Here is a 22333-nt window from a genome sequence, read left to right on the forward strand (position 1 = left end):
GGTGAGTCCTTGCTCACCCCTTCTCCAATTCGTCGAGGATCGGGCACTCGGGATTTTCATCCCCGTGGCAGCAGCAAACCAACCCTTCCAGGGAGGTAAGCATGGCCTGCAAGCCGGCAATGCGGGCGCGCAGATCGACGATCTTCTCCTGCGCCAGCTTCTTCACCTGGGCACTGGTTCTATGCTCGTCCCGATAGAGCGCCAGCAGCTCCTGACACTCCTCCAGATTGAAGCCGGTCTCCCGCGCCCGTTTGACGAAACGCAGCTCGCGCAACGCCCCCTCGGTGTAACTGCGATAGCCGTTGTCACTGCGTACCGGGGCAGTGATGAGGCCGATGCTCTCGTAGTAACGGATGGTCTTGGCGGTCAGTCCCGTGGCCTTGGCAACCTTGCTGATGTTCATTTATGCCTCCTTATTGATCGGGTTGGATGCTGGCCCGTGCGCCGCCCTGGGCTGCCAGCGTTTCAATAACAGGGAATTGCTCAAAACAGTGATGCTGCTCAGGGCCATGGCAGCCCCCGCCAGCTCGGGGCTCAGGTAGCCCAGTGCCGCCAGCGGAATGCCGATGATGTTGAACACGAAGGCCCAGAACAGATTCTGCTGTATGGTGCGCCAGGTGGCCGCCGAGATGTCGATGGCATCGGCCACCAGCCGCGGGTCGGATCGCATCAGGGTGATGGAGGCGGTCTCCATCACCACATCGGAGCCGGAGCCCATGGCGATACCGACATCTGCCGCCGCCAGCGCCGGGGCGTCGTTCACCCCGTCACCCACCATGGCCACCAGCCCGCGGGTTTGCGCCCGCAGCGCCTCCACTTTCTCCACCTTGCCGGCTGGCAACACGGAGTCAAAGGCCCCGTCCAGTCCCAGCTTGGCAGCGATATGGGCCACGGGGGCCGGCGCGTCGCCGCTCACCAACCAGCTGGCAATGCCGCGCTGGCGCAGGGTGGCGATGGCTTCCGGACTCTCGGGGCGCAGGGTATCAGCCAGCGCCGCGATACCAGCCACCACGCCGTCGATGGCCACCCAAACCCGGGTCGCGCCATCGGCGGCTTGTTCATCCTGTTGCGGCTGATCAATGCCCAGCTGGGCCAGCAGGGAGCTATTGCCGATGGCGACCCTGTGGCCCGCCACCTGACCGACAATACCGGCACCGACCCGCACCTCGACCACGTCGGGCTGAGGCAGTGCCACCCCGCTGCCGACCGCCTCGCGCATCGCCAGCGCCAGCGGGTGTTCGCTCGCCTGCTGCAGGGCGGCGGCCAGATGCAACTGCTCGTCATTGCCGCTCCAGCTAGCCAGTACCGGCTTGCCCTGAGTGAGCGTGCCGGTTTTGTCGAAGATGAGCGCCTTGATGGCGTGGGCCTTCTGCAGGGTATCGACATCCTTGATCAGAATGCCGTGGCGCGCCGCCACCCCGGTGCCAGTGACGATGGCGGCAGGGGTCGCCAGCCCCAGCGCACAGGGGCAGGCGATCACCAGCACCGCCACCGCTGCCAGCAGCGCCTGACCGAAGTCGTTGCTGATGGCGTACCACACCAGCAGGGTGAACAGGGCGATGGCCATCACCACCGGCACGAACACGGCGGAGACCTTGTCCACCAGCTGTTGCAGCGGGGCCTTGCCCATCTGGGCGCTCTCCACCAATGCGATGATCTTGCTGAGACTGGAGTCCTCCCCCACGGTAGTGGCCTCGATCTCCAGCACGCCGGAGCGGTTGATAGCGCCGCCCAACACCTTGTCGCCTTCACCGCGCGGCACCGGCAGGCTCTCGCCGGTGAGGATCGACTCGTCCAGTTCGCTGGCGCCGCTCACGATTTTGCCATCCACCGGCACCCGCTCACCCACCAGCACCCGCAGCCGATCGCCGCGCAGCACCTCGTCGATGGCGACGCTCTGCCAGCTCTCACCACGCCAGACGGTGGCGGTTTCCGGCCGCAGCGCCATCAGTTCGCGAATAGCGGACTGAGTGCTGCGTCTGGCCCGAGCCTCCAGCAACTTGCCGAGGGAGATCAGGGTAATGATGATGGCGCTCGCCTCGAAATAGAGCTTGCCGCTGGCGGCCATCCCCAGGTTGAGCAGCAAATAGAGGCTGTAGAAGTAGGCGGCGCTGGTACCGGTTGCCACCAGCACATCCATATTAGCGGAGCGGTTCTTGATGGCGAGCCAGGCGCCGCGATAGAAGCGTCTGCCTACCCAGAACTGCACCGGGGTGGCGAGCAGCAGCTCCAGCCAGGCGGGCAGATGCCAGGGGAACAACCCGGCCATGGCCAGCATCCCCACCAGCAGCGGCAAGGTGAGCAAAGCCGAGACGATGACCCGGGTCTGCGCCTGACGGGCGCTGGCGGCCTCCTGCGCTTCCCGCTCCAGCAATTGCTGGCGACGGCCGCTGGCCGAACCCTGTGCCAGCTGGGCGCCAAAGCCGAGCGCTTCGATCTGCTCACGCAAAGCGGCCGGGGTCTGCATCCCGGGGACCAGCACGATCCGGGCCTGCTCGATGGAGAAGTTGACCTCGGCCGAGATAACGCCGGGCAGCGCGGCCAGCATCTTGTTCAGCCGAGCCGAGCAACCGGCACAGGTCATGCCGGTGATTTGAAACTGGATGGTCTCGCTGCCGTAGTCGTAACCCTGACTCTTGATGCTGTCGAGCACCGCAGGCAGGCGATCGGGGCTGGCCAGCTCGATGGCAGCCTGCTCCAGCGCGAAGTTGACGGTGGCCGATACCCCGTCGAGTTTGTTGAGACTGGCTGCGATGCGGCCTGCGCAGTTGGCGCAGCTCATGCCGCTGAGCGGCAATTGCAGATGAATGGGTGATTGAAGATGAGTGGTCATGTTGTTCCTCCCCGGAACCCGTCGGCACCACAAAACGCCGACTGGCAAACCCTAACCTTTACCGTAAGGGTAAACTCAAGCCACATGATCCACTTTTTGCAGATGAAAAAAACGGCGCCCGTTTGCTGCCAGAGAGCCAACGGGCGCCGCCTTCAACTATTGTGCGGTGTGAACTGCGACTCAGATACCGTACTGGGCGCGGTAAGCCTTCATGGCAGCCAGTTGCGCCGCCAGATCCGGCTGCTCGGCCTGCTTCTCTTCCAGATAGGCAATCAGGTCGCTCATCTGAATGATGGCGATGATGTGGGCGCCGTAGTCACGCTCCACCTCCTGAATGGCGGAGAGCTCGCCCTTGCCCTTCTCCTGACGGTCCAGCGCGATCAGCACGCCCGCCAGCGAGGCGCCGTTGGCCTGGATCAGATCCATGGATTCACGGATGGCGGTGCCGGCGGTGATAACGTCGTCCACCAGCATGATGCGCCCCTTGAGCGGGCTGCCCACCAGATTGCCACCCTCGCCGTGCTCCTTGGCCTCCTTGCGGTTGAAGCACCAGGGCACATCCACATCGTGTTGCTCCACCAGCTGCACGGCGGTGGCGGAAGCGATGGGGATCCCCTTGTAGGCCGGGCCAAACAGCACATCGAACTCGATGCCGGCATCCATCAGGGCGGCGGCATAGAAGCGGCCGAGACGGGCCAGATCGCGGCCGCTGTTGAACAGACCGGCGTTGAAGAAGTAGGGGCTTTTACGACCGGATTTCAGGGTAAATTCACCGAATTTGAGAACCTGTTTCTCCAGGGCGAACTCGATAAATTGACGCTGGTAGGCTTTCATTCTGGCTCCTTGCTTGGCTTGTCGTTGTCTTGTGTGGGGGTATAAAAAACGCGGTCAATGCCGCGTTTTTAAAATCAGGAGAGCGACTGCTTCTGCAGCGCAATGATGTCGGCGATGCCGCCCTTGGCGAGCGCCAGCATCTCCAGCAGCTCTTCATGGGTGAAGGGCTCGGCCTCCGCGGTGCCCTGCACCTCGATGATGCGACCATCTTCGGTCATCACCACGTTCATGTCGGTCTCGGCGGCGGAGTCTTCGATGTACTCCAGATCGCAGATGGCTTCGCCCTGATACATGCCGACGGAAACGGCGGCGATCATCTGCTTGAGCGGACTCTGCTTGATCATGCCCTTCTCCACCATCCAGTTCAGCGCATCCACCAGCGCCACACAGGCACCGGTAATGGAGGCGGTGCGGGTGCCGCCATCGGCTTGCAGCACGTCACAGTCAACTGTGATGGAGTGCTCGCCCAGCGCAGTCAGGTCTACCGCCGCGCGCAGGGAGCGGGCGATCAGACGGGAGATCTCCAGAGTGCGGCCACTCTGCTTGCCGGAGGCCGCTTCGCGGTTCATCCGGGAGTGAGTGGAGCGCGGCAGCATGCCGTACTCGGCGGTGACCCAGCCCTGATTCTTCCCTTTCAGGAAGCGCGGCACGCTGGTGTCGACGCTGGCGGTGCAGAGCACGCGAGTGTTACCGAACTCCACCAGCACTGAGCCTTCTGCATGTTTGGTGAAATTGCGGGTAATGGTAACCGGGCGAAGTTGCGCGGCACTGCGATCGCTTGGACGTGACATGGAACGGACCTCTGGGCTGGCTCAAATTGGCGGGGGATTATAAGTGATCCCGCCCCAAATATCAGCCGCTAAAACCACGGCATCGGCTGACGAGCAGGGCCGGGCTGAGTATACTGGCCGCACACTTCATCAAGCCCGGAACAATCAATGATTCACAGCATGACCGCCTACGCCCGCAAGGAATTCAAGGGCGACTGGGGCACAGCCGTTTGGGAAATTCGTTCGGTCAACCAGCGCTATCTGGAAACCTACATTCGCCTGCCGGAGCAACTGCGCAGCCTGGAGCCGGTACTGCGTGAGCGTTTCCGCGCCAAGCTGCAGCGCGGCAAGGTGGAGTGCAACCTGCGTTTCGAGGCCGCTCAGGCCGCTGCCAGCCAGCTGCACATCAATGAAGAGCTGGCCAAGCTGATCATCGACAGCGCCAGCTGGGTCATGAAAGAGGCGGGCCAGGGCCAGCTCAATCCGGTCGACGTGCTGCGCTGGCCAGGTGTGATGGCTGCCGCCGAGCAGGACATGGACGCGGTCGCCACCGAGCTGCTCGGCGGGTTTGACCAGACCATGGAAGATTTCCTCGCCTCCCGCGCCAGCGAAGGGGCCAACCTCAAAGCGCTGATCGAGCAGCGTCTGGCCGGTATTCAGGTGGAAGTGAAGAAGGTGCGCGTCCATCTGCCGCAGATCATCGAGTGGCAGCGCCAGAAGCTCACCGACCGTCTGGCCGAAGCCAAGGTGGAGCTGGATCCGGCCCGCATCGAACAGGAGATCGTGCTGCTGGCCCAGAAGATCGACGTGGCCGAAGAGCTGGATCGTCTGGAGATGCACATCAGCGAAACCAACAAGATCATGAAGAAGGGTGGCGCCTGTGGTCGCCGTCTCGACTTCATGATGCAGGAGTTCAACCGCGAGTCGAACACGCTCGGTTCGAAGTCGATCAACGCTGAAGTGACCCAGTCCGCCGTCGAGCTGAAAGTCCTCATCGAGCAGATGCGCGAGCAAATTCAAAACATCGAGTGATGAGTCGCTGACTATCCGGTTGTTGCCTGCAAAAGAGCCCTTGACTCCTCAAGGGCTCTTTTATTTTCAGGCCATGAGATTTCCACCAGTGAGCCAACGAGCGAGAGAAGCCCTAGCCTATCGGCATCACCAGCGCCGGTTGGTGCGGGTCGCTCAGCCGCTCGGCGAGGTAGTCCACCAGCAGCCGCACCTTGGGGGAGAGGTGGCGGTTATGGGGATAGAGGGCCCAGATCCCCTCCGCCGGGGCCCGCAGTTCAGGCAGCAACTCGATCAGTTCACCTCGGGCCAGATGGTCGCTCACGTAGTAGTCCGGCAGCTGGATAATGCCGATCCCCTTGAGCGCCGCATCCAGCAGGGCGTGGCCACTGTTGCACTGCAGCAAGCCGCGCACCCGCACGCTGTGGGGGCGGCCATCAAGGGTAAAGTGCCACTCGTCGCCGTTGCCCACCAGACAGGTGTGGCGGGTCAGCTCGGAGAGGCTGTTGGGCATGCCGTGGCGAGCGGTGTAGGCCGGTGAGGCGCAGACATAGGGCACCCGCTGCGCCAGCTTGCGCGCCACCAGCGTCGAATCCTTGAGATGGCCGAGCCGCAGCGCCAGATCGTAGCCCTCGTGCACCAGATCCAGCAGCTGGTTGGTGAGGTTGAGGGTCACTTCCAGCTGGGGGAAACGCACCATGAAGTCGTTCACCAGCGGGGCGATGCGGCTCTCGCCGTAGGAGACGGGGGCCGTGATGCGCAGGGTGCCTTGCGGCACCGCCTGATGGCGCCCCACCGCCAGCTCCGCCTCGTAGAGGTTGTCGAGCAGCTGACGACAGTGGCGATAGTAGATCTCGCCGAGCTCGGTGAGCCGCACCTGACGGGTGGTGCGCAGCAGCAGCTTGGCCTGCAGCCGATCCTCCAGCTGCGCCACCTGACGGCTCACTTGCGCCACCGATACTCCCAGCTTGCGTGCCGCCGGAGTAAAGCCCCCCTGCTCCGCCACGCTGACAAATTCACAGATCCCTTCCCAGCCGAACATTATTACCTATGTGTAAAAGTGATTTGAGATTTTCCCTCATTATCACCAAATCGGCGGGAAACTACACTGAATGTCCGAACTCATCTCTGTTCACCCTGCTCAACAAGAAGGATGTCATTCATGGCACAGGTTCAAAGCATCAAGTGTAAAGCCGCCATCGCCTGGGGCCCGGGTCAGCCCCTCTCCATCGAAGAGATCGAGGTCATGCCGCCACAAGCGGGCGAGGTGCGGGTGCGCATCGTCGCGACCGGCGTCTGCCACACCGATGCCTTCACCCTCTCCGGTGAAGATCCGGAAGGGGTCTTCCCCTGCATTCTCGGTCACGAGGGGGGCGGCATCGTCGAATCGGTCGGCGAAGGGGTCACCAGCGTCAAGGTGGGCGATCACGTGATCCCGCTCTACACCCCCGAATGCGGCGAGTGCAAATTCTGCAAATCCGGCAAGACCAACCTCTGCCAGAAGATCCGCGCCACCCAGGGCAAGGGGCTGATGCCGGACGGTACCACCCGCTTCTCGAAAGATGGCCAGCCCATCTATCACTACATGGGCACCTCCACCTTCAGCGAATACACGGTACTGCCGGAGATCTCCATCGCCAAGGTGGACCCGGCCGCCCCGCTGGAAGAGGTCTGCCTGCTCGGTTGCGGCGTCACCACCGGCATCGGCGCCGTGATGAACACCGCCAAGGTGAAAGAGGGTGAGAGCGTCGCCATCTTCGGGCTGGGCGGCATCGGCCTCTCGGCGGTGATCGGGGCTCGTCTGGCCAAGGCCGGTCGCATCATCGCCATCGACATCAACGAGAGCAAGTTCGAACTGGCCCGCAAGCTGGGCGCCACCGACTGCATCAACCCGAACGACTACGACAAACCGATTCAGGAGGTGATCGTCGAGCTGACCGACGGCGGCGTCGACTTCTCGTTCGAGTGCATCGGCAACGTCAAGGTGATGCGTGCGGCGCTGGAGTGCTGCCACAAGGGTTGGGGCGAGTCGGTCATCATCGGCGTGGCCGGAGCGGGTCAGGAGATCAGTACCCGTCCGTTCCAGCTGGTGACCGGTCGGGTCTGGCGCGGCAGCGCCTTCGGCGGGGTACGCGGTCGCAGCGAACTGCCGAGCTATGTGCAGCGCTACATGCAGGGTGAGTTCCGCCTCGATGACTTCATCACTCACACCATGGGGCTTGAGCAGATCAACGAGGCGTTCGATCTGATGCACGAAGGCAAGAGCATCCGCACCGTCATCCACTACTGAGCATGATCACCCCGCCCGCCATCGTGGACGGGGTGCAGGAGTCCTTCGATGAATCTGGAGATTATCAGCAGCAACAAGAGCTTCGGCGGCTGGCACAAGCGCTATCGCCACCACGCCAGCGTGCTCGGCTGCGAGATGAATTTTGCCATCTATCTGCCGCCTCAGGCCCTCACCGGCCAGAAGGTGCCCGTGCTCTACTGGCTCAGCGGCCTCACCTGCACCGATGAGAACTTCATGCAGAAGGCGGGTGCCCAGCGCATTGCCGCCGAGCTGGGCATCGCCCTGGTGGCGCCGGACACCAGCCCCCGCGGCGACGGCGTGTCCGACGATCCCGGTTATGACCTCGGCATGGGGGCAGGTTTTTACGTCAATGCCAGCCAGAGCCCCTGGCTGGCACACTACCAGATGTATGACTACGTCACCCGCGAGCTGCCCGATGTGATAGAGACCCACTTCCCGGTCTCGACCCGCCGCGCCATCAGCGGCCACTCCATGGGGGGTCACGGGGCGCTGATCGCCGCGTTGCGGGAGCCCGGTCGCTACCGCTCGGTCTCGGCGTTCAGCCCGATCTGCCACCCTAGCCGCAGCCCCTGGGGCCAGAAGGCGCTCGGCGCCTACCTCGGCAGCAATCCCTTGTTGTGGCAGGAGTGGGATGCCTGCCAGCTGCTGCGCCACCAGCCGGTCACGCCGCTACCCACCCTGGTGGATGTGGGGCTGGATGATCCCTTCCTCGCCGAGCAGTTGCATATCGATGCGCTGGCCGAAGTGGCCGCCAGCAAGGAGTGGCCACTGGAGCTCAACCGCCACGAGGGCTATGACCACAGCTACTACTTCGTGGCGAGCTTTATCGAGGCGCACCTGCGCTTTCACGCCCGCCACCTCTGATCAAAACAGGCCCGTCACGGGCCTGTTTCAGTTGTGGTGATCGGTTGGCTTCAGCTGCCCGCTCTGGTCACCCCGCCGGAGCCTGCGATCTGCTGCTCCACCTTGGGATCGCCCCAGTAGGCGATGTTGCCTGAGCCGGCGATGCCGACTTTCAGCGTCTCCTGCGCCCGCACAGCCACATCACCGCTGCCGGCGATGTTGACCTCTACCTCCTTGCCGCGCATCTCGCTCCCGAGCACATCGCCAGCACCGGCAATGTTCAGCTCGATGGCCTGCGCCGAACCGCTGCCCAGCTCCAGACTGCCGGTGCCAGCGATATTCCCTTCCAGCCGTTTCAGCTCCAGCTGACTGGCGACGATGTCACCGGTACCGGCCACCGACAGCACCAGCTCATCCCCCTTGAAGCCGCTCAGATCGCCGTTGCCGGTCCCGGCCAATGCCAGTTCGTTCAACACCGGCAAGGTGATGGTCAGCTCCAGCGGCTCGGTAGGATCGAGCCGGTAACCCTCCTTCACCTCGATCTCCAGCTTGTAGCCGCTCTCGGTCAGCTCCAGATAGGGCAGCAGGTTCTCCTGCCCCTTGATCAGGATGCCGCGCGGCTCCCCCGCGACCAGATGGAGGGTGGCAGGCACCCCGGCCAGCACCCGGGTCACCTGCCGGCCCATCCCGTGCTGCTGCTCGATCACGGCCCCCGCCCCGCTCACTCGGGTATCATCCAGCCAGCTGCACCCGCTGAGCCCGACCGCCAGCACCACGCCCATCATCCATTTCATCGCCACTCTCCTCATTGTGTATTGGCCAGTCGCGGCCCCTTGGTCAGCATCCATCGCAAAGCCTGTGCCAGTTAATCAACTGCATGATTTACAAGAAGATATCCATTTCAACTCCACATAATTACAGCAAACAGAGAGTCATTCAGACCATAATCTGGCGAATCTGACCATCCCCGAACGGGTAGCTGAATGGCCGATTGGCGAGCCGTTCGCGGGGTCACTATGCTGACAGCCCGTGGAAGTTTTTGATTGCCCTGCCGGTCTGTTGAGCCAATAGTGGTACTTCGTGCGTACCAAGCTCTCCATTGCGGTAATGTCATTACCACTGTCTTGTCAGTCTTCACTGCCAACAAGGAGCCAGAGCGTGACCCAAGCAAGCCCTCTCTATGCCACCGCCACCGGTCTGCCGGAACCGACTCGCACCCCGCTGCTGACCGGCAGCGATCCCGAGCAGAAACGGCGCGAGCTGCTCGCCTACTTCTGCCAGACCTTCGATCTCTACGACTCGCTGTTCGACTGTCTGGCCGATGAGAGGGCCTGGTTCAACAAGGCGATCCCCCTGCGCCATCCGCTCATCTTCTACTACGGCCACACCGCCGCCTTCTTTATCAACAAGCTGCTGGCGGCACGCCTGATCGATCTGCGGCTGGATGCCCGCATCGAGGCCATGCTCGCCATCGGGGTGGACGAGATGAGCTGGGACGATCTGGACGAGACCCACTACGACTGGCCCAAGGTCAGCGAGCTGCACAGCTATCGGGCCAAAGTCCGTACGCTGGTGTGCGATTTCATTCGCCAGATGCCGCTCACCCTGCCCATCGACTGGCAGAGCCCAGCCTGGGTGATCCTGATGGGGATAGAGCACGAGCGCATCCACCTCGAGACCTCCAGCGTGCTGATCCGCCAGTTGCCGCTCGCCTGGGTGCGGCCGCAGCCTTATTGGCCCGCCTGTACCGAAGCCCGCCACCGCATTGATCAGGTGCCCACCAACAGCCTGCTGCCGGTGGCCGGCGGCAAGGTGCGCCTTGGCAAGCAGGACGCCACCTACGGCTGGGACAACGAATATGGCGAGCGCCATATCGAGCTGGCCCCGTTTCAGGCCAGCCGCATGCTGGTGAGCAACGCCGAGTACCTCGCCTTCGTCCAGGCGGGCGGCTACGGCCAGCAACAGTGGTGGGATGAGGAGGGGTGGGGCTGGTGCCAGTACGCCAAGGCGCAGATGCCCACCTTCTGGGTCGGCGACCCCGCCGAACCCGGGCAGTTGCAGCTGCGGCTGATGACCGAGCAGATCGCCATGCCATGGGACTGGCCGGTCGAGGTGAATCAGCTGGAGGCGGCTGCCTTCTGTCGCTGGCAGGCGGCCCGGACCGGACTCCCCATCCAGCTGCCGAGCGAGGCGGAGTGGATGCTGCTGCGCGAGCAGCTACCCGGCGATCAGCCGGACTGGACGGAGGCACCCGGCAATATCAATCTGGCCCGTTGCGCCTCCTCCTGCCCGGTGGATGCCTGCCCGCAAGGGGAGTTCTTCGATCTGGTGGGCAATGTCTGGCAGTGGACCAGCACCGCCATCGATGGCTTCGACGGCTTTAAAATCCACCCGCTCTACGACGACTTCTCCACCCCCACCTTTGATGGCAAGCACACCCTGATCAAGGGCGGCAGCTGGATCAGCACGGGTAACGAAGCGCTCAAATCATCCCGTTATGCCTTCCGGCGTCACTTCTTCCAGCATGCGGGTTTCCGCTATCTGGTCTCCCGTTATCAGGAACCCGTTATCGTGAATCCCTATGAAACCGACACGCTGGTCGCTCAGTATCTCGACTTCCAGTACGGCCCGAGCCACTTCGGGGTAGCCAACTACGCCAAAACGCTTGCCGAACTTGCTGGCGAGCTCTGCAGCAACCACCAGCGGGCACTGGATATCGGCTGCGCCACCGGCCGCGCCAGCTTCGAGCTGGCCCGCTACTTCCAGCATGTGGACGGGGTGGACTACTCGGCCCGCTTCATCGATGTGGCGCTGGCCCTCGCCAGTCAGGACAGCTTCCGCTACGCCATTCCGCTGGAGGGTGAACTGGTGGAGTATTGCGAGGCACGCCTGTCGAGCCACGGGCTGGGGGCGAGTCAGGCTGAGCGCATCCACTTCAGTCAGGGGGATGCCTGCAACCTCAAGCCCAAATATGACCACTACGATCTGGTGCTCGCCTCCAACCTCATCGACCGGCTGCGAGAGCCCGCCCGCTTCCTGCGGGATATCGCCCCGCGGCTGCGCAGCGGTGGCCTGCTGGTGCTCACCAGCCCCTATACCTGGCTGGCGGAATATACCCCGCCCGCCAACTGGCTCGGCGGCATTCGCGAAAACGGCGAGGCGCTCACCACCTATCAGGCGCTGCAACGGCTGCTGGCGGCGGAGTTCGAGGAGCACTGCCCACCCCGGGATGTGCCTTTCGTCATCCGCGAGACCGCCCGCAAATACCAGCACACGGTGGCGCAGCTGACCGTCTGGCGCAAACGCTAGCACGCCGGTCAGCATGCAGATGAGAAGAGGGAGGCCAACGGGCCTCCCTCTTGTTATGGCAGTCAAAACGGCGCGAGTATCAATGCCCCTGCTCGTGATAGCGGCGTGCCAGCACGGCGCAGACCATCAGCTGGATCTGGTGGAAGATCATCAGCGGCAGCACCATCACCCCGACGCTGGCGGCCGGGAACATGACGTTGGCCATCGGCACCCCGTTGGCAAGACTCTTCTTGGAGCCGCAGAAAACGATGGTGATCTCGTCCGCCTTGTCGAAGCCGAGGCGGCGGCTGATCCAGACGTTCCAGCAGAGCACCTGCGCCAGCAATACGCAGCTCAGCAGCACGATACTGGCCAGATCGTACCAACCTACCTGATGCCAAATCCCCTGCACCACCGCCTCGCTGAAGGCGACGTAGACCACCAGCAGGATGGAGCTCTGATCCAGCTTGCCGATGAGCGGGCGATGGCTGTCGACCCAGCGACCGATGAGCGGGCGCGACAGGTGGCCTACCACGAACGGCAGCATCAGCTGCATCATGATGGACTGGATGGAGTGCCAGGTGTCGATCCCCTCCCCCTGCACGTGGATCATCATCCCCACCAGCACCGGCGAGAGGAAGATACCGAGGATGCTGGAGGCCGAGGCGCTGCACACCGCCGCCGACACATTGCCCCCCGCCATCGAGGTAAAGGCGATGGCCGACTGCACGGTGGCAGGCAGGGCGCAGAGATAGAGGAAGCCGAGGTAGATGGCCGGGCTCAGCCAGCTCGGCACCAGTGGGGTGAGCAGCAGCCCCAGCAGCGGAAACAGCACGAAGGTGCTGAGCATCACCACCAGATGGAGCCGCCAGTGACCGAGGCCCGCCAGCAGGTTCTGGCGCGACAGCTTGGCGCCATGCATGAAGAACAGCAGCGCCACCGCCAGCTTGGTCAGCAGACCGAACCAGACGGCCACCTGCCCCTCGCAGGGAAAGAGGGAGGCCAGGGTGACCACCGCAATCAGCACAACAGTAAAGGGATCCAGACGCACGAAAGGTCTCCATCAGAAGGGCATCCTGCAACCGTGGCGGCAGTCAGGATTGGGGAGGACAAGAAACAGAGCGGGAGATGTCTGGCACCTCCCGCTAAAACGAATCTCCAGCTTACCCCGATAACGGAGAGGCGCAAAGTTGAGCGGCGAATAATTGTTCATCAATGCTTAACGCCCTCGCCATATCGAGCAGCAAAAGTTGACGATGAAACGGCCCTGACAGCTCCCAAACGGCTAAAAATGGATAAAAAAACGGGCGACCAAGGCCGCCCGTTCCGTTTTTTCACTCAGCCGATCAGCGCTGGCTGGCCAGCGTGCCGTTGCCGGTTTTCTTCTCATTGCCGCCGAGCATGCGGGCCTGCCGCTTCTCGAAACGGGAGATCCACCAGTAGGCCAGCGCCGAGAAGACCGCAGTCATAAAGACGTTGATGAAGAAGGCGCGCACCAGATCCACCCCGGCCGGGAAGGCGGAGGCGCTCATGCTCACCACGAAGATGGCGATCAGCACCGATACCACGCCCATCCCGAACTTGCGCGACCCCATGCGGAAGTCGCGGGGGGTGTCGTCATGTTTCCAGCGGAACACGAAGTAGGCCACCATGATGAAGATCGGCGGCAACATGGCGGTACCGGCGGTGAGGTTGATGGCGGTGTTCATCATCTGCTGCACCGACTCGGAGCCGAAGCCGTTGACCACCAGCATCGCGAACACGAAGACAAACTGCCACCAGGCGGCGCGCACCGGCACGCCGTGCTCGTTGAGCTGGGTGGTCTTCTCGCCGTAAACCCCCTGCGGGATCTCTGAGAAGTGGATCTTCACCGGCGCCGAAGTCCACATCATCATGGAACCAAACATGGCGATGAACAGCACCACGCCGACGAAGCGGCCCACCAGCGCCTCGGAGAGCCCGAAATACTGGGCCATGCCGGTGAAGATCTCCACCATGCCGCCGGCATAGGTGAGGCTCTCGCGCGGCACGAACACGTTCACCAACAGGGAACCGACCGCATACATGGCACCGATGACGATACCCGCACTGATGATCACCTTGATGAAGGACTTCTGGCCGCCCTTCACGTCATTGAGGTAGGCCGCTGCGGTCTCGGCACCGCCCGCCGCCTGGAAGATCCAGCACATGATACCCAGCGTCGCCCAGTTGACGGTGGGAGTCATCGCCTCCAACGTGATGGGCTGGGCCGGCACATGATCGCCACTCAGAGCCATCAGGGCGCCCAGCACATAGATGGCGAACAGGGCAAATACACCGTAGGCCACTATTTCGGCAATCTTGCCGAGCCAGCTCGCCCCCTTGGTGGAGATGTGGGTCGCCGCCGCAAACAGCACGATGGAGATGATCGAGGTGACCATGGGCGAGAAGCTGTACTCATAGCCCAGCATGGCGTAGGAGGCGTAGGCGATGACGTTGGGCAGCAGGGAGACGAACCAGAACAGGTTTACGAACCAGTAGAGAAACGAGCCCAGATAGGCCATCCGGGTGCCGAGCGGTTTTTTAAGCCAGTCGTACATCCCCGACTCGGAGTTTTTATTGGCAGAGACGAACTCGGCAATGATGAAGACGAACGGAATGAAGTAGACGATGGTCGCCAGCAGGAAGATAGGGGCGGAGCTGAGCCCCAGCTCGATGTTGTTGTTGACGATGTTGCGCACGTTGAACACGGCGGCAAAGGTCATCGACAACAGGGCAAACTTGCCTATGGTGCCGCGTACGGATTCAGACATGGTGTCCTCCAGTGGACTCGCGCTCCCTGCGGGTAACGCGGTGACTCTGTGATGTGTTCGGCAAGGGTCTGTCGGCCCCGCGCTTTACTCTCTTGTTATGATCGGGCCGCGTGCACGGCCTCGTTGCTGAACCGGTACCGTCTCCCGCACCGGCTCGCAATACCATTCAGACGATCGGAGTGCCCGGCGCCATCGGCACCCGCGGTTGCAGCAGCACGCTCTGGCTCTCGTCCGGGGTCTCGGCGCACAGCAACATGCACTCGGATCGCTCACCGCGCATTTTGGTGGGCTTGAGGTTGGTCAGTACCACCACCTCGCTGCCCATCAGCTCCTCTTCGCTGTAGTAAGGCACCAGACTGGTGACAGTCTGCAGCGGCCGCTCGCCACCCACGTCGATCTGGACGATGTAGAGTTTGTCGGCCCCGGGGTGACGCACCACCGCCAGCACCTTGCCCACCTTCATCTCGACCCGTTTGAATTCGGCAAACTCGATCGTCTCGCTCATTCTCTTTTCCTTTTCTGGTTCAACGGTTTGCGGGTGGCCAACGGCCACCCGGTTTGATTGGGATTCAATACAGTGCCTATGGCGTCTGCATGGCAACCTGCGCCGCCGGCTGAGCCTCTTTCGCTCGCGCCTCGGCGCTGAGGGAGGCCTCGTATCTGTTGTATTTCCACCAGGCGAAGCCGAGGAAAATCACGATCCCGCCGACGTTGTAGAAGATGATGGTCATGATGTCGGCACCGGTCGGGAAGGTGGAGGCGAGGAAGCCCACCGAAAAGATGGCGATCAGCACCGAGACCACGGCGATGCCGGTGGTGCGCGAACCCATCCTGAAATCCCGCGGCAGGTGATCGAGCTTCAGACGCAGATTGAGGTAGGCCAGCATGATGAACAGCGGCGGCAGCATGGAAGCGGCGGCGGTCATGTTGATGACGGTGTTCATCAGATCCTGCGCTGTGTTGGAGCCCAGGGTCGGGATCACCATCAGCGGCAGCACGATGAGGTACTGGATCCAGGCTGCACGGGCGGGCACGCCGTTCTCGTTCAGCTCGACGGTTTTCTTGCCGAAGATACCGGCCGGGATCTCGGAGAAGAAGATCTTCACCGGGGTAGCGGTCCACATCAGCAGGGAGCCGAACATGGCGGTAAAGGAGACCAGCCCGACGAAGCGGTTCATCAGGATCTCCGGCAGGCCGAAGTAGGCCGCCAGCCCTTCAAACACCTGCACCGAACCGCCGGTATATTTCAGGGTGTCGCTGTGAACGAACACGTTGATCAACAGCGATGCGATGGAGTAGAGCACCCCGATAAAGATCCCGGCGACGATGATCACCTTCACGAAGGATTTGGAGCCGCCCTTCACGTCATTGACGTAGACCGCCACAGACTCGGCGCCACCGGCCGCCATAAAGATCCAGGTGGTGATGCCGAGGAAGGCCCAGCTGAAGTCGGGGACCATGGCCTCTACCGTGATGGGGTCGGCTGGCTGTACGCCGCCCACCAGTGCCGCACCCGCCAGCAGAATGTAGGAGAGGGTCAGTAGCAGCATCAGGGACGAGGTCACCGAGGTGATGGGGCCCAGCATCTTGGCACCGTTGGTGGAGACATAGGTTGCAAAGGCGAACAGCACCATGCTCAATGCCGTGGTCGCCACCGGGGTGAGAATGTACTCATAGCCGAGGAAGGCATAGGAGGCGTAGGCGATAACCCGCGGCAGCAGCGAGGTGAAGAAGAAGAGGTTCACGAACCAGTAGGTGTAGGCGGAGATAAAGGCCCAGCGACCGCCGAGGGAACTCTTCACCCAGGCATACACCCCCGCTTCGGAGTTTTTGTTCAGTGACACAAATTCCGCAATGATCAGGCAAAACGGAATGAAGTAGAAAATGGTGGCCAGAAAGAACATCGGGGCGGAGGCCAGACCGATCTCGATGTTGTTGTTGATGACGTTGTTGAAGCTGAATACCGCCGCGAAGGTGAGCGACAGCAGACCAAACTTGCCTATCGTATTGCGTTTGGAATCAGACATGGTGCATCTCCAGACCTGTAGTTATTGCCGCGAAAGGGCGGGGCATGATTTGTAGGGTGAGCCCCGCCCTTCCGGCTTTTGTCAGTGCAGAACCGGCGGCTTGTTATTTGTTTTTGAAGTAGCCGCCTTCGACGGTGACCTTGATGATCACCTTGCGCACCGGCCCGTCGCCGACGAATCGGTAGGCCTCGTCGTTCTCGAAGATCACCACCTGCCCGTTGCCCACCTGCTGGCGCTCACGCACCTCGCCAGCCAGCCACTCGCGGTCTGTGGTGTCGTCGTAAGCCTGCTCGACCGCCAGCTCGCTCTTGGCAGCCCACTCCACCGTCTCTTCCCCTTCCAGGTAGTAGTGGACGTCGAAGTAGCGGCGCTGCCCCTCGAACAGTGAGGTGGCAGGGCTGGCCCCCTCCTGCAAGCGGTAGGTGAGGGAGTCTCCGATGGAGTGGCAGATGCCGGGTTTGAGGTTCGGCAGGTTGTTGATGGCCTCCACGCAGCGGCCCCACTTCTTGCCCTCCCGGTAGATGTTTTTGAACAGGGTCAGGTTGTCCAGGGTGATCATGCGAGGTTCCTCCCGCCGTTGATGGTGAGATCGAGCCCGGCCAGCGCAGCCGGATTGAGGTTGCCACGGGCGATGGGCAGCAGGGTCAGGCCGAAGCTGAACGGCTCGAAGCGCACCCGCCAGGAGTCCAGCACCTCGGAGCCCCAGGAGTTGGAACCCAGCCCCAGTACCTTGTGATCCAGATTGAGGGTGAGATAACCGCTCGGTTCCAGCTCGTTGATGTGCTGCGCCGCGTGGATATGCTCCCAGCTGTAGGGCCAGACGCTCAGATTGATGGGGGCATCGGGTCGCACGTAGAGACCGGCGCCGTGGCGGTTGGTCAGGGTCGCCCAGCGCACCTGCTGGCGGTTGCCGTTGTCCTGCGGGAAGGGGTAGTGCTCCCACATCTCGCTGACTGTGCTCTGGAAGCTGTCGATCCAGTTGCTCTGGCGGCTGTCCTGATAGTTCTCGCCCGGGCCCATGCCGTAGTAGTGCACCCGGTCGAGATCCTGACGAATGCCCAGCTCGAAGCCGATCTTGGGGATGATGTCGTCATAACCGCCGTAGGGCTGGCCGGAGAGCGCCACGTGCAGTTGGCCGTTCGGGCTCAGAGTGTAGACGTAGCGGCAGCGCATGCCGAAGTCGAACACCGGCGGCGCGATCAGGCTCTCGACCGTCACCTCGACCGCGTCACCCAGCTGGCGCCAGCTTAAGGTGCGGAAGTGCTCCTGCATGATCTGCAGGTGGTTCGGGTGCCACAGGCTCTCGTACTCCTGCTTGTGGTTGTCGATCATCGGCTTGAAGAAGGTGAGGCGCGGCGAGCGCTCGATAAGCTCATTGCCATCCTGCTGCCAGCTCACCAGCTTGCCGTCGAGGCGCGAGAAGCGCAGGGCAAAGCCGCTTCCGCTCAAGGTCAGGTCGAGGCGCTCGTCGGCGATATGCAACGGAGTGGCGTTGGGGTTGGCAAAGGGCTGCAGCTGGCGAGTCGATGCCTTCAGCTGGAACTGGTACTGGCCCAGTTCGTGCTCCGCCGCGCTATAGCGGGTGGCGGTGGCCTTGATGACCCGCAGCTGGACGAAGGTTTCCCGCCCATCGAGGGATGGCAGTTCGAGCTGCAGCTCAGTGGTGGCACCGGGAGCCACCCCTTCCAGCCGGATTTGCTGGCTGGCCAGCAGTTCGCCCTCGGCCTTCACCTCGACCAGCAGGCGGATATCGTCGAGAGTGGAGAACCAGTAGCGGTTTTCCACCGCCAGCTTGCCGCTCGCCAGATCCAGCGCCCGCACCTTGACCGGGCAGATCACCTGCTTGTATTCACGCAGGCCAGGCCCCGGGGTCTGATCCGGATAGATGAGGCCATCCATGCAGAAGTTGTAGTTGTTGGGGTAGTCGCCGTAGTCGCCGCCGTACTTGTAGACGGGGCGGCCCTGCTCGTCCTGATCCAGAATGCCGTGATCGCACCACTCCCAGATGTAGTGACCCTGAATGTGGGGATGACGGTCGAACACCTGCTGGTATTCGCTCAGGCCACCCGGGCCGTTGCCCATGGCGTGGGCGTATTCGCAGAGGATGCGCGGCTTCGCCATCGGGAACTCGCCAAAGCAGTTCATCTGGGAGACGCGGGAATACATGGTACTAACCACGTCCACCACCTCGGCATCGCGATCCTCTTCGTAATGCACCAGCCGGGTCGGGTCGATCGCCTTGCAGCGCTGGTACATGGCCCTGATGTTGCAGCCGTAGCCGGATTCGTTGCCGAGTGACCAGATGATGATGGAGGGGTGGTTCTTCTGGGCGTGCACGTGGCGCTCTATGCGATCCACGAACACCGGCTCCCAGAAGGGGTCATCGGTGATGCGGCTGAGATCGCCGACGTTGGCAAAGCCGTGGGTCTCCACGTCGGTCTCCGCCATCACGAACAGGCCGTACTGGTCGCACAGCTCGTAGAAGCGCGGGTCGTTCGGGTAGTGGGCAGTGCGCACCGAGTTGAGGTTGTGCTGCTTCATCAGCACGATATCGCGCTCCACCCGATCCATGCCGACCGCGCGACTCTTGAGGTGGTCGTTGTCGTGACGGTTCACCCCGTGCAGCTTGAGGTAGTGGCCGTTGACGTAGAAGAGGCCATCCTTGACCTTGATTTCACGCACCCCGACCCGCTGCGGGATCACTTCCAGCAGCTCACCCCGACCGTTGTAGAGGGAGAGTTGCAGCTGGTAGAGGTAAGGGTCTTCGGCGCTCCACAGATGGGGGTTGGCCAGATCCAGCGTGAAGTGGCAATCACACTTGCCGTCGATGGCGAGATGGTCGAGGGAGCCGCTGGCGATCTCGCTGCCCTGATCCAGCAGGGACCAGACCAGACGGTGATCACGGGCGGCCGCCCCCAGGTTCTCGAGCTGGATATCGCAGCTCAGGGTAGCACTCTGATTGTCATCGGCCAGCGCGGTGCGGATGAAGAAGTCCTGCACATGGGCGGCCGGTTTGCCCACCAGATAGACGTCGCGGAAGATCCCCGCCATCCACCACATGTCCTGATCTTCGATATAGGTGGAGTCGGCCCACTGCATCACCCGCACTGACAGCAGGTTCTCGCCAACCTTGGCGTAGGCGCTGATATCGAACTCGGCGGTGAGGCGGCTCCCCTTGCTGAAGCCGACATAGTGGCCGTTCACATAGACCTCGAAGTAGGTCTCCACCCCGTCAAACTTGATGATCACCTGCTCGCCGTCCCAAGCCGGGCTCAGCGTGAAGCTACGCTGATAGGCGCCGGTGGGGTTGTTGGTCGGCACAAAGGGCACATCGATGGGGAAGGGAAAACCTTCGTCGGTGTACTGCAGCTGACCATGTCCTTCCATCTGCCACATGTTGGGCACGGTGATCTGGCCCCAATCGCTCATAGGGCTGTGATAGAAGGCCTCCGGCACCTGCAGGGGGTGGTCGAAGTAGTGAAACTGCCACTGGCCGCCAAGGCTCAGAAAACGGCGGCTCAGCTCGCGCTGCATGGTGGCCGCCAGCGCGTGGTCGGCATAAGAGAAGAAGTAGGCGCGCGGGGCCAGCCTGTTTTCACCAACGAATTGGACGTTTTCCCAGTTATTCACATGTCCTCCCGGAACAAGGCAACGTTAACTGGGTAAACTTTAGATAAACATTTACTAAATATCAGCTTGGGATTGGTAAAGTTTTAACCTGATCACAATGAACAGATGGTTTTGTGAGCGAGATCAGAAGCGGGAGATAAAGGAGGGCAAGATATGGATGAGTGGCATGGATGTTGATGGCAGCTGGCTGATTAGCAATAAAATCAACTATAAAACAATATGATATGAAGTTGTTGGATGATATGGGAAAGAGGTTTGCTTGGGAGAGGAGTCGCACCACCGCAAGATGGCACGACTAAAAAGCAGAGTGTTTTACTAAAATCAGCGAGTGGTGCCGCGCAGGGTCAACTTGCTCGGTACCAGCACCCGGAGTGGAATATCACGCTCGTCTCGCAGCCGCTCAACCAGCAAATTGACCCCCTGGGAGCCCATCAACTCAGAGTGGATCCGCACCGTGGAGAGCGGCGGGAAGGTGAACTTGGCGGTCGGAATATCGTTGACGCTGATAAGCTCGATCTGCTGGGGAATCGCCAGTCCCTTCTCATGAATGGCACGCAGCACACCAATGGCGATGGAGTCGGAGGCGACGAACAGCGCCTTGGGCCAATCCCCTGCCAGCATCTCCTTCGCCAACTGGTAGCCGGAGGCGCTGGAGAAGTCGCCGCGATAGAGATCGCTCTCCTGCACCACCCCCAGCCGCTGGCCATAATCGCGGAAGGCCAATTCACGCAGATCCGGATTCTCATCCTGGCCACCGATATAACCGATGCGCTGATGCCCCTGCGCGATAAAGTAATCAACCACTTGCTGGCTGATCAGGGCAAGATCCACATCGACCGAGTCGAACTCTCCCGGTGAACGGCAGTCGACAAACACCAGCTGGCTGGAACAAGCCCTGAGTTGGGCCAGACGCTCGGACGTGAGGGTGCCGACCACCAGAATGCCATCCACGGCGCTCAATTCACGCCCTTCACCACAGTTGTAGAGATGGGTCAGCTCGATATTGAGGCGGGCACTCTGGGTCTCGATACCATAACGGATGGCGAGATAGTAAGGGTCGTTGACCTCGGTACTCTGGGGATAGGCATAGACCACCAGAAAGTGCAGCTTGCTCTTGTGTACCCCCTTGCGGGCGCTGCTGGTCTTGTACTCCAGCCGTTCGGCAATCTCGAAGATCCGCTGCTTGGTCTCTTCCTTGACGCTCAGGCTGGGATCCTCGTTCAGCACCCGGGATACCGTCGCGAGCGAAACCCCCGCCTCCTGTGCAATTTCCTTCAACGTAGCCATCAATACCTCGCTGGCAGCATCACGTGTTAATCGGTAACGGCTAAAGAGTAACGGGCAATACCTTGATAGCCCAGCACTTTTACTAAAATGCCGGCGGCGGTGCAGATTTTGGGAACGCAGAAATGCAAAAAGGCCTCCCAAATGGGAGGCCTCTTCTAAATAGGTGCCTGACAGTGTCCTACTCTCGCATGGCGAATGCCACACTACCATCGGCGCTACCGCGTTTCACTTCTGAGTTCGGCATGGGATCAGGTGGTTCCACGGCGCTATTGCCGTCAGGCAAAAGCTTTTAAAACTAGCTTAAAAATGGTGCTGATACCCAGAATCGAACTGGGGACCTCATCCTTACCAAGGATGCGCTCTACCGACTGAGCCATATCAGCACACTAACCGGTAAAGACCACGCTGGGCGTAATCTTGAAATTGGGTGCCTGGCAGTGTCCTACTCTCGCATGGCGAATGCCACACTACCATCGGCGCTACCGCGTTTCACTTCTGAGTTCGGCATGGGATCAGGTGGTTCCACGGCGCTATGGCCGCCAGGCAAATTCTTCAATCCAGAAAGCTGACGTGAATAACGATGTTGCTTGTGGCTTGTCGTTATCACTGAATTAGTAGTTCGCTTAGGTTTGCTACAAGCCTTAGAACACTTCTTGGGTGTTGTATGGTTAAGCCTCACGGGTAATTAGTACGGGTTAGCTCAATGCATC

General features: G+C 61.6%; 17 protein-coding genes, 1 tRNA gene and 2 rRNA genes. 4 read left to right on the plus strand and 16 right to left on the minus strand.

The window, feature by feature from the left end; all coding sequences use genetic code 11:
• Window positions 1-13 precede the first annotated feature (13 nt).
• The 4 genes from cueR to rph all read right to left on the minus strand — a co-directional run bounded on the left by cueR (window position 14) and on the right by rph (window position 4458).
• Window positions 14-403, minus strand: a complete 390-nt coding sequence (cueR, locus tag G5149_RS10915; RefSeq protein ID WP_005356117.1) for a Cu(I)-responsive transcriptional regulator — start codon at window positions 401-403, stop codon at window positions 14-16.
• On the minus strand, window positions 404-2833 hold the full coding sequence (locus G5149_RS10920; protein WP_421212433.1) for a heavy metal translocating P-type ATPase: 2430 nt from the start codon (window positions 2831-2833) through the stop codon (window positions 404-406).
• Window positions 2834-3013: 180 nt separating this feature from the next.
• Window positions 3014-3667, minus strand: coding sequence for an orotate phosphoribosyltransferase (pyrE, locus tag G5149_RS10925; RefSeq protein WP_421212434.1), 654 nt, complete (start codon window positions 3665-3667; stop codon window positions 3014-3016).
• A gap of 74 nt (window positions 3668-3741) precedes the next feature.
• A complete protein-coding gene (gene rph / locus G5149_RS10930; protein ID WP_005339589.1) occupies window positions 3742-4458 on the minus strand; it encodes a ribonuclease PH in 717 nt (238 codons plus the stop codon).
• A 147-nt stretch (window positions 4459-4605) separates the two neighbouring features.
• Here rph and G5149_RS10935 point away from each other — a divergent pair, with 147 nt between their 5' ends.
• Window positions 4606-5469, plus strand: a complete 864-nt coding sequence (locus G5149_RS10935) for a YicC/YloC family endoribonuclease (protein WP_005342032.1) — start codon at window positions 4606-4608, stop codon at window positions 5467-5469.
• A gap of 112 nt (window positions 5470-5581) precedes the next feature.
• On the opposite strand, the gene G5149_RS10940 is transcribed toward G5149_RS10935, so the two are convergent.
• Window positions 5582-6487 (minus strand): LysR substrate-binding domain-containing protein, encoded by a 906-nt coding sequence (locus tag G5149_RS10940; protein ID WP_159142822.1) that lies wholly within the window; start codon window positions 6485-6487, stop codon window positions 5582-5584.
• Window positions 6488-6607: 120 nt separating this feature from the next.
• Here G5149_RS10940 and G5149_RS10945 point away from each other — a divergent pair, with 120 nt between their 5' ends.
• Window positions 6608-7735, plus strand: a complete 1128-nt coding sequence (locus G5149_RS10945) for an S-(hydroxymethyl)glutathione dehydrogenase/class III alcohol dehydrogenase (RefSeq protein WP_150995541.1) — start codon at window positions 6608-6610, stop codon at window positions 7733-7735.
• A 48-nt stretch (window positions 7736-7783) separates the two neighbouring features.
• On the plus strand, window positions 7784-8620 hold the full coding sequence (fghA, locus tag G5149_RS10950) for an S-formylglutathione hydrolase (RefSeq protein WP_421212435.1): 837 nt from the start codon (window positions 7784-7786) through the stop codon (window positions 8618-8620).
• 50 nt (window positions 8621-8670) lie between these two features.
• On the opposite strand, the gene G5149_RS10955 is transcribed toward fghA, so the two are convergent.
• Window positions 8671-9393 carry a head GIN domain-containing protein gene (locus tag G5149_RS10955; RefSeq protein ID WP_421212436.1) on the minus strand — a complete coding sequence of 241 codons (723 nt, stop codon included), beginning with the start codon at window positions 9391-9393 and terminating at the stop codon, window positions 8671-8673.
• 364 nt (window positions 9394-9757) lie between these two features.
• Between G5149_RS10955 and ovoA the strand changes: the two genes are divergently transcribed.
• Complete coding sequence (gene ovoA, locus G5149_RS10960) at window positions 9758-11908, plus strand: 5-histidylcysteine sulfoxide synthase (RefSeq protein ID WP_421212437.1); 2151 nt, start codon at window positions 9758-9760, stop codon at window positions 11906-11908.
• Between the two features lie 79 nt (window positions 11909-11987).
• Here the strand turns inward: ovoA and G5149_RS10965 are convergent, their stop codons facing one another.
• The 10 genes from G5149_RS10965 to rrf (G5149_RS11010) form a co-directional block, all read right to left on the minus strand.
• Window positions 11988-12938: a bile acid:sodium symporter family protein gene (locus tag G5149_RS10965; RefSeq protein ID WP_421212438.1), complete on the minus strand. Its 951-nt coding sequence runs from the start codon at window positions 12936-12938 to the stop codon at window positions 11988-11990.
• Window positions 12939-13233: 295 nt separating this feature from the next.
• Complete coding sequence (locus G5149_RS10970) at window positions 13234-14679, minus strand: amino acid permease (RefSeq protein ID WP_204477881.1); 1446 nt, start codon at window positions 14677-14679, stop codon at window positions 13234-13236.
• 166 nt (window positions 14680-14845) lie between these two features.
• Entirely contained in the window at window positions 14846-15184 is a 339-nt protein-coding gene (locus G5149_RS10975; RefSeq protein WP_216979861.1) for a tRNA-binding protein, read from the minus strand.
• Window positions 15185-15260: 76 nt separating this feature from the next.
• On the minus strand, window positions 15261-16706 hold the full coding sequence (locus G5149_RS10980; RefSeq protein WP_421212439.1) for an amino acid permease: 1446 nt from the start codon (window positions 16704-16706) through the stop codon (window positions 15261-15263).
• Between the two features lie 103 nt (window positions 16707-16809).
• Window positions 16810-17265 carry a beta-galactosidase subunit beta gene (locus G5149_RS10985; RefSeq protein WP_043851543.1) on the minus strand — a complete coding sequence of 152 codons (456 nt, stop codon included), beginning with the start codon at window positions 17263-17265 and terminating at the stop codon, window positions 16810-16812.
• Window positions 17262-20336 (minus strand): beta-galactosidase subunit alpha, encoded by a 3075-nt coding sequence (gene ebgA, locus G5149_RS10990; RefSeq protein WP_421212440.1) that lies wholly within the window; start codon window positions 20334-20336, stop codon window positions 17262-17264. The genes G5149_RS10985 and ebgA overlap by 4 nt, the downstream gene beginning before the upstream one ends.
• Window positions 20337-20657: 321 nt before the next feature.
• Complete coding sequence (gene ebgR, locus G5149_RS10995) at window positions 20658-21623, minus strand: transcriptional regulator EbgR (protein ID WP_216979859.1); 966 nt, start codon at window positions 21621-21623, stop codon at window positions 20658-20660.
• Between the two features lie 165 nt (window positions 21624-21788).
• Window positions 21789-21903 (minus strand): 5S ribosomal RNA (gene rrf, locus G5149_RS11000).
• Window positions 21904-21930: 27 nt separating this feature from the next.
• A tRNA-Thr gene (locus G5149_RS11005) sits at window positions 21931-22006 on the minus strand.
• A 46-nt stretch (window positions 22007-22052) separates the two neighbouring features.
• Window positions 22053-22167 (minus strand): 5S ribosomal RNA (rrf, locus tag G5149_RS11010).
• Window positions 22168-22333 lie beyond the last annotated feature (166 nt).

This window comes from Aeromonas sp. 600479, from assembly GCF_049175515.1.
Lineage (GTDB): Bacteria > Pseudomonadota > Gammaproteobacteria > Enterobacterales > Aeromonadaceae > Aeromonas > Aeromonas veronii_A.

What these genes read in the sequence shown, in the direction of transcription:
- cueR (WP_005356117.1), bottom strand. Translation starts at nt 403, where the DNA reads ATGAACATCAGCAAGGTTGCCAAGGCCACGGGACTGACCGCCAAGACC.
- G5149_RS10920 (WP_421212433.1), bottom strand. Translation starts at nt 2,833, where the DNA reads ATGACCACTCATCTTCAATCACCCATTCATCTGCAATTGCCGCTCAGC.
- pyrE (WP_421212434.1), bottom strand. Translation starts at nt 3,667, where the DNA reads ATGAAAGCCTACCAGCGTCAATTTATCGAGTTCGCCCTGGAGAAACAG.
- rph (WP_005339589.1), bottom strand. Translation starts at nt 4,458, where the DNA reads ATGTCACGTCCAAGCGATCGCAGTGCCGCGCAACTTCGCCCGGTTACC.
- G5149_RS10935 (WP_005342032.1), top strand. Translation starts at nt 4,606, where the DNA reads ATGATTCACAGCATGACCGCCTACGCCCGCAAGGAATTCAAGGGCGAC.
- G5149_RS10940 (WP_159142822.1), bottom strand. Translation starts at nt 6,487, where the DNA reads ATGTTCGGCTGGGAAGGGATCTGTGAATTTGTCAGCGTGGCGGAGCAG.
- G5149_RS10945 (WP_150995541.1), top strand. Translation starts at nt 6,608, where the DNA reads ATGGCACAGGTTCAAAGCATCAAGTGTAAAGCCGCCATCGCCTGGGGC.
- fghA (WP_421212435.1), top strand. Translation starts at nt 7,784, where the DNA reads ATGAATCTGGAGATTATCAGCAGCAACAAGAGCTTCGGCGGCTGGCAC.
- G5149_RS10955 (WP_421212436.1), bottom strand. Translation starts at nt 9,393, where the DNA reads ATGAAATGGATGATGGGCGTGGTGCTGGCGGTCGGGCTCAGCGGGTGC.
- G5149_RS10970 (WP_204477881.1), bottom strand. Translation starts at nt 14,679, where the DNA reads ATGTCTGAATCCGTACGCGGCACCATAGGCAAGTTTGCCCTGTTGTCG.
- G5149_RS10975 (WP_216979861.1), bottom strand. Translation starts at nt 15,184, where the DNA reads ATGAGCGAGACGATCGAGTTTGCCGAATTCAAACGGGTCGAGATGAAG.
- G5149_RS10980 (WP_421212439.1), bottom strand. Translation starts at nt 16,706, where the DNA reads ATGTCTGATTCCAAACGCAATACGATAGGCAAGTTTGGTCTGCTGTCG.
- G5149_RS10985 (WP_043851543.1), bottom strand. Translation starts at nt 17,265, where the DNA reads ATGATCACCCTGGACAACCTGACCCTGTTCAAAAACATCTACCGGGAG.
- ebgR (WP_216979859.1), bottom strand. Translation starts at nt 21,623, where the DNA reads ATGGCTACGTTGAAGGAAATTGCACAGGAGGCGGGGGTTTCGCTCGCG.